7 protein-coding genes and 1 pseudogene are annotated in these 6312 nt (G+C 74.5%); 3 read left to right on the top strand and 5 right to left on the bottom strand.

All coding sequences use genetic code 11. The features are described from left to right. From AOK18_RS01530 to AOK18_RS01520, 3 genes are all read right to left on the bottom strand, one after another. On the bottom strand, positions 1 to 788 hold a 788-nt coding region (locus AOK18_RS01530), incomplete at its 3' end, for a sirohydrochlorin chelatase (RefSeq protein ID WP_055693071.1). Between the two features lie 3 nt (positions 789 to 791). After that, positions 792 to 1097, bottom strand: coding sequence for an urease subunit gamma (locus tag AOK18_RS01525; RefSeq protein WP_055574896.1), 306 nt, complete (start codon positions 1095 to 1097; stop codon positions 792 to 794). Between the two features lie 66 nt (positions 1098 to 1163). Then, positions 1164 to 2156, bottom strand: a complete 993-nt coding sequence (locus AOK18_RS01520) for an urea transporter (protein ID WP_055693070.1) — start codon at positions 2154 to 2156, stop codon at positions 1164 to 1166. A 103-nt stretch (positions 2157 to 2259) separates the two neighbouring features. Here AOK18_RS01520 and crcB point away from each other — a divergent pair, with 103 nt between their 5' ends. Genes crcB through AOK18_RS01505 form a run of 3 tightly spaced genes read left to right on the top strand, consistent with a single transcriptional unit; the run spans position 2260 to position 5116 of the window. Continuing rightward, on the top strand, positions 2260 to 2769 hold the full coding sequence (gene crcB, locus AOK18_RS01515; protein WP_055574894.1) for a fluoride efflux transporter CrcB: 510 nt from the start codon (positions 2260 to 2262) through the stop codon (positions 2767 to 2769). Next, a complete protein-coding gene (locus AOK18_RS01510) occupies positions 2769 to 3143 on the top strand; it encodes a fluoride efflux transporter FluC (RefSeq protein ID WP_055693069.1) in 375 nt (124 codons plus the stop codon). The genes crcB and AOK18_RS01510 overlap by 1 nt, the downstream gene beginning before the upstream one ends. Before the next feature lie 41 nt (positions 3144 to 3184). Next, positions 3185 to 5116 (top strand): FUSC family protein, encoded by a 1932-nt coding sequence (locus AOK18_RS01505; protein ID WP_276205330.1) that lies wholly within the window; start codon positions 3185 to 3187, stop codon positions 5114 to 5116. 228 nt (positions 5117 to 5344) lie between these two features. On the opposite strand, the gene AOK18_RS01500 is transcribed toward AOK18_RS01505, so the two are convergent. Together AOK18_RS01500 and AOK18_RS01495 are read right to left on the bottom strand one after the other, a co-directional pair. Next, positions 5345 to 5995 carry a thymidine kinase gene (locus AOK18_RS01500; protein ID WP_055574891.1) on the bottom strand — a complete coding sequence of 217 codons (651 nt, stop codon included), beginning with the start codon at positions 5993 to 5995 and terminating at the stop codon, positions 5345 to 5347. 70 nt (positions 5996 to 6065) lie between these two features. Beyond that, positions 6066 to 6312, bottom strand: a pseudogene (locus AOK18_RS01495) (alkaline phosphatase family protein); the annotation flags it as partial.

Raw genomic sequence — 6312 nt, 5'->3', positions numbered from 1 at the left:
TCGTGGGTGTGCGTGTCGTGGGGGCCGTGCGGTTCGTGGGGGTGCGGGGGCTCGTGCGCGTGGCCGCCCGGTCCGTGGCTGTGGGCGTGGCCGTGGTCGTGGGCCGCCGAGAGTCCTCGGGCCAGGCCGTCGTCGCCGAGCCGGTCGTAGCGCTCCCACGCCTCGCGCACCCGTGCGTCCAGGACCCCCGCCACGGCGGGGGCCGGAAGCAGCGGCCCGCTCGGCACGCAGTGTTCGGGGTCGGGGACCGGCGGCGTCACCCACGCGGCCGGCAGCAGGACGACGCTCCGTTCGCCGAGGGCGCGGCAGCGCCGTACGCCCTCGGCCGGGTCCGGGTCGCCCCCGATCAGGGCGACCTCGACCGTGCGGTGCCGGCCGTACTGCCGCACCAGACGGGCGATCCGGAAGAGGTCCGCGTCGACGAACGGGTCGCCCGAGGGGGCGGTGACCAGCAGCGCCCGGTCCGCGGCCACCCGCGAGGCCGCCGCGCGGAGCCAGCCGACCAGGTGCCCCGCGGTGCCGAAGGGGTCCGCCAGCACCGTCCCCGCGCGGTCCTCGGCGGAGAGGGCCAGCAGGGTGCGGGCGGCGTCGGCGACCAGTTCCGGATCCCTGCCCAGGGTCATCGGCACCACGCAGACGGGTTCGCCCCGGGCGCGCGACGCGCTCACGCACCGGAACAGTTCGCGTCCGCCGGCCACACAGGACACCCGGGGGCCCAGCAGGCCGCGCACGGCCCGTCCGCCGTCGCTCTCGTGCCCGCCGACCGCCACCACCGTGCACCGGGGCACGGGTCAGCCACCGACCGGGTCGTGGCAGGAGACGAGCTTGTTGCCGTCGTCGAAGGTCGCCTCCACCTGGAGCAGGGGCAGCATCTCCCGCACGCCCGGCATGGTGGCGTCCTCGTCGACCACGTTCCGGCCCAGCTCCATGCAGTCGGCGACGCTCTTGCCGTCCCTGGCCGCCTCGAGGATGGCCTCGGTGATGAGTGCCACCGATTCGCTGTAGTTGAGCTTCAGGCCGCGCTCACGGCGCTTGCGGGCCAGGTCGGCGACGACGTACACGAGCAGTTTGTCGATCTCTCGGGGGGCCAGGTTCATGGGGGAACGCCTTCCTCGGGGTAAGGGGTGCGGGACGCGGGCCCGGCACGGGGGGACGTACGGACCTCACGAGTCATCGGCATCGGCATCGGCATCGGCAAGGAGGGTGATGCGCGGCAGGAGGGGCACGGCCGCCAGCAGCGCCCAGGTGGTGATGTTGAACGGCCAGGTGAAGGTGTGGCTGCCGAAGGTCTCGAAGAGCACCGCCAGGGAGGCCGTCAGGGCGGTGGCGGAGGCGGCCGCCACCACCGTGAAGCCGTGGTTCCACGCGGTGGGGCGCAGCAGGACGACGCCGAACGCCAGGCTCGTCAGGACGGCGTTGTAGCCGTAGATGCCCTCGCCGATCAGGGCGGCGGGTGCGCCGAGGGCCCATGCGGTGAGCAGACCGACGACGCTTCCCACGGCGGCGAACAGGCCCACCTTCCAGCCGGCGAGGAAGAGACCGACCAGCATGATCAGGCCGACGTACCAGGTCCCGGCGAAGAAGATCTGGGAGATGTTCGAGAAGAACCCCTGCCACAGGTCGGTCCAGCTGACGACGGGGCTCCTGGGGGTGGCCGGGGTGACCGCCGTCTCCGGTGTCCCGTGCCAGACGCGCTCGTACGAGGGGGCGCCCAGGACCATCACGAGGGCGACGAGGCAGAACGGTCCGGTGAACGCCCTGAGGCCGAAGGGGTTGAGCAGGCGGTTGAGGGTGGCCGTGATCAGGGTGCACGTGACGGCGGCGCTGACCGCGAGGACGTAGGTGGAGGGGTGATGGCCGAGGTACACCACCATGGCGATGGCTCCGAGCACGCCGCAGTAGGTCATCAGGCCCTGGGTCACCGTGTCGTGCTCGACGGCGAGGAGGCGGGCGGTGAGCGTCGAGACCACCGCCCCGATGACGGCGAAGAGACCCGTCTCCCAGCTCTCCACCCACAGGGCGGCGAGGATGACCAGCGAGGTCCACACACTCGCCTGGAAGTCCACCTGGCCGATGCCGCGCAGCGCTCCGAGCGCCGTCCCCCTCGGGGAGCCGGACGGTGGCACGGGGTGCGAGGTCAAGGGCTGGGAAGCCACGTGTCTCCTTCGCGAAGAGGCCGCGGGTGCGCCGACGAGGGGATGCGGGGGTGTTCGCGGCCCGTCCGGAGGCGATTACCGGATCGCCACATAAAGTGACGATATGTACCTGTTGAGTGACGTGCATCTCCACCCCCATCCGGATCACACGGAAGGCTCACGCGCCCCCGTGGTCGCCGTCGTGGCGGTGGGGGGAGCCGTGGGTGCCCTCCTGCGCTACGGCGCCTCCCGCGCGTGGCCCAACGGAAGCGATGCCCATGCCCTCTGGCGGACCGGTGAGGCCGCCTTCCCCTGGACGACCCTGCTCGTCAACGTCGTCGGATGCTTCCTCATGGGAGTGCTGACCGTCACGCTCAAGGAACGGTTCACCCGCGCCCCCCGGCTGCTGAACCCCTTCCTGGGCACGGGCGTCCTCGGGGGCTTCACCACGTTCTCGTCCTACACCGACGACACCCGCAGGCTGTTCGAGAACGACCAGGCGGGCACCGCCGTCGGCTACCTCGTCCTGACCACGGCGGGGGCACTGGCCGGTGTGGCCCTCGGCGTGGCCCTGACGCGTGCCGTCCTGCGGCCGCCGGGGCGCACGGGGTCCGGCCGGGGGAGGTACTCCTGATGGGTGAATGGCTTCTGGTCCTGGCCGGCGGGGCGGTCGGCGCCCCGGCCCGCTACCTGATCGGCGAGGCGGCGCGCACACGCCTGCCGTCCGCCTTCCACTGGGGCACGTTCCTCGCCAACATGGCGGCGTCCCTGCTCCTGGGATTCCTGGTCGAGGCCGGAACCGAAGGCGCCCTCGGCAGCACCGGGCAGGCGCTGCTCTCGGTGGGGTTCTGCGGTGCCCTGTCCACCTGGTCCACGTTCTCCAACGAACTCCTGAGCATGGCCGACGGGCGCCGGATCGCCGGGGCCGCCGGGTACCTGCTGGCGACGGTCGCCCTCGGGCTCGCCCTGTCGTTCGCGGGCGCGGCCGCCGCCCGGGCCCTGTGGTGACCACGGCGGTCACCCGTACGGCACATCGATGGCGTGCCGCGATGCCCTCGCTCGACCGGTGGCGCACCGTCCGTTCGGCGCTGTCCTTCGGGCTCTGCTTCGGCGTCGTGACGGCGGTCGCCGGCGTCCCGTACGGGGTCTTCGCCGCGATCGGCTGCTACGTCGACGCCTACGGCACCCGGGACCCCTACCCGCGGCGGGGTCCGGTGCTCGCCCTGCTCTGCGCGGGCTTCGTCCTGGCGTTCACGGCGGGCTCACTGGCCGCGGGAGACGTGTGGGCGATGACGGCGGTGCTCACCGTCGTCTCGGTCGCGGCCACCCTCGTCGTCCGGACGCTCCGCCTGAGCGGACCGGGCAGCTACTTCGTCATCCTGGTCACCGCCCTGGCGGCCTTCCTGCCCCCGGTCGGCCCCGCGGAGACGGCGGCCCGGGCCGGCTGCGTCGCCATCGGGGTGACGGTGTCCTGGCTGTCCGCCATGTCGGGCCGGCTCGTGCGGCCGTACGAGCCCGAGGAACGCACGGTCTCGGCCGCCTTCCGGTCCGTCGGGGCGTTCGCGGACGCGACCCGCCGGGCCGCGGAGGCGCACCCGTCGAAGGACCTCACCGCCGTCCGGCGGAGCGCCTACACGGCGGTGCACGGGGCGTGGACGGCGCTCGACGACACCCGGCGCCGTCGCGCGGCGCCGGCCCCCCGGCGGCTGGCGCTCCACGCCCTCATGGTCCGGCTGGACGTCATGCTCGACGCGGTGCAGAGCGCGGCGGAGCGGCGCGGTGAACAGGTGCCGGCCTCATGGGGTTCCTGGCTGCGGGACGCGGCGGCGGCGGTGGGCACCGGCCGGACGCCCGGCTCCTGGCCGGTCGCGGTGGGAGCCCGGCCCGCGGTGCCACCGCTCGTGGCCGGCGACCGGGCACCCGCGTCACCCGCGTCACCCGCGTCACCCGAGGGTGCGCGGGTGCTCTGGCCCGTTCCCCTGCCCCCGCGCAAGAGCCTGGGAGCCGAACTGCGCCTCAGCCTGTCCTCCGCCTCCCCCGCTCCGACGATCGCCCTGCGGGTGGGGCTCTCCGTCGCGGTGGGCACCGTCCTGGGCTGGGCGCTTCCCCTCCTCCACCCCGCGTGGGTGGCGGTGGGGGCGGCCGCCGCGCTTCAGGGCGGGCCCGGTCAGCAGCCGTCGCAGCGCGTCGGCTCGCGGTTCGCCGGAACGGTGGCGGGAGTGGCGATCACGGTGCTGGTCGCCCAGGTCTACCGGCCCGGCGTGTGGGCGACCGTGGTCCTGGCCACGGTCGTGCACGCGGTCTCGCGTGCCCTGCCCCCCACCTCCCTTCTCGCACGCACCCTGTTGAACACTCCTGTCGCCCTCCTGCTCGTCAACGCCGCGTTCGTCGGCGGGCCGGGCCTGGAGCCGCTCGCGGCCTACCGGCTGCTCGACCTCACTCTCGGCCTGTGCTTGGGCGTGTGCGCGGCCCTGCTGGTGCGCGGTGTGCCGGTGCGCCGCGTGTGCGCCGCCGTCTCGGGGGCCGTGGCGGCGACGGGGCCGGCCGTGGCGGAACGCCTGCGGACGGGGAGCGCCGGCGCCGGGTCCGAGGGGGCCGCGTGGCAGCGGGCGGCGGATCTGTGGACCATGCACGCCTCGGTGCCCGTCGAGGAGATCCGCTCCACCGGCACCGCCGACCGGCTGTGGCCGGCCGTGCTGGCGGTCCGCCGCCTGCTCACCTGGAACGTCCTCGGCGGTCCCACGACGCCGGCCCCCGACGACGCCGCGCGGGCCGAAGCCTTCCTGCACGTCCTGGCAGACGCCGCGCGTGCGGGCCTGCCCGGCTCCCCCGGCCTCCGGTCGGCGCTGCCCCACCCGCTGCGGACGCCGGAGCCGGCCCACGAGCCGGAGGTGCGCAGGAGACTGGCAGCGCTCCGAGCCGCTCTGGAGCGTCCCGTTCCCCCGTCACCGGGGACGGCGGCACCGGACGGCGCGGACTGAGCCGGGCCGCGCGTCCGGGGCGGGCACACCGCGCCCCACCGTGCGTACCCCCCGGCCTCGGGCGGGACTGTTCGCGGACCGGCCCGTGCACGCGCCCCCGCGGTCGGGCCGTCGGAGCGGCCGGACCGGTGGCGGTGCGGCGCTCCCGCGGGACGCCGATCGCGGGGTCCGGGGGCTCGGCCGCCGGGCGGCGCGCGGGAGCCGGCCGTTTCGCCACCGCTCCGCCGGTCAGGCGGACGACACCGGGAGCACGTCCGGCGACAGGGCGGCCGCACGGGCCGTCGACGCCGTCATCCGGCGGCGGTGATGACGCCGGCACAGGACCTCGTAGCCGACCTCGTCCGGGGAGCCGGTGACATCGCCGACGACCACCTGCGCCCCCTCGACCACCATCACCCCGCCGACCGTGCGGGCGTTGTGGGTGGCCCGGGCGCCGCACCAGCACAGGGCCTCGACCTGGAGCACCTCGACCCGGTCGGCCAGCTCCACCAGCCGCTGGGAACCGGGGAACAGCTTGGAGCGGAAGTCGGTGGTGATGCCGAAGGCGTAGACGTCGAGGTCCAGGTCGTCCACCACGCGGGCGAGCTGGTCGATCTGCTCCGGCGCCAGGAACTGCGCCTCGTCCGCGATCACGTAGTCCGCGCGCCGGCCCTGCGAGAGGTGGTCGACGAGGTGCGCGTACAGGTCCGCGTGCTCCCCGACCTCCACCGCGTCGGTGACCAGGCCGAGGCGGGAGGACAACTTGCCCTCGCCCGCCCGGTCGTTGCGGGTGAAGATCATGCCCACCAGGCCGCGCGCCGACCGGTTGTGCTCGATCTGGAGAGCCAGCGTCGACTTCCCGCAGTCCATCGTTCCGGAGAAGAACACCAGCTCGGGCATGGGAGGTTGGGCACCTTTCGGCGGGGAGGAGCGGGTACGGGGCCGGCGGCACGCGGTACGGGGACGGGCCTCAGGAGCGTACTTCGAGGAGGGGGACCAGTTGTTCGGCAGGGGTCAGCGAACCGTGGTTGCCGACCATCGCCGACTCGTTGGGCTCCCGCTCGGAGGCGATGATCAGCACGTCGTCGCGGGCGGCGGCGACCACGTCGCCGATCCGGCGGTACACGCGGTCCTCGATCCGGGGGCCGAACCAGCCCGCCTCGATCGCCTCGTCGCGCGAGGCCACCCAGAACTGCTCGCCGAGCACCTCGCGCCAG

The sequence above is a fragment of the Streptomyces prasinopilosus genome (assembly GCF_001419695.1).
Taxonomy (GTDB): Bacteria; Actinomycetota; Actinomycetes; order Streptomycetales; family Streptomycetaceae; genus Streptomyces; species Streptomyces prasinopilosus.
This window is presented reverse-complemented; position numbering and strand designations above follow the sequence as displayed.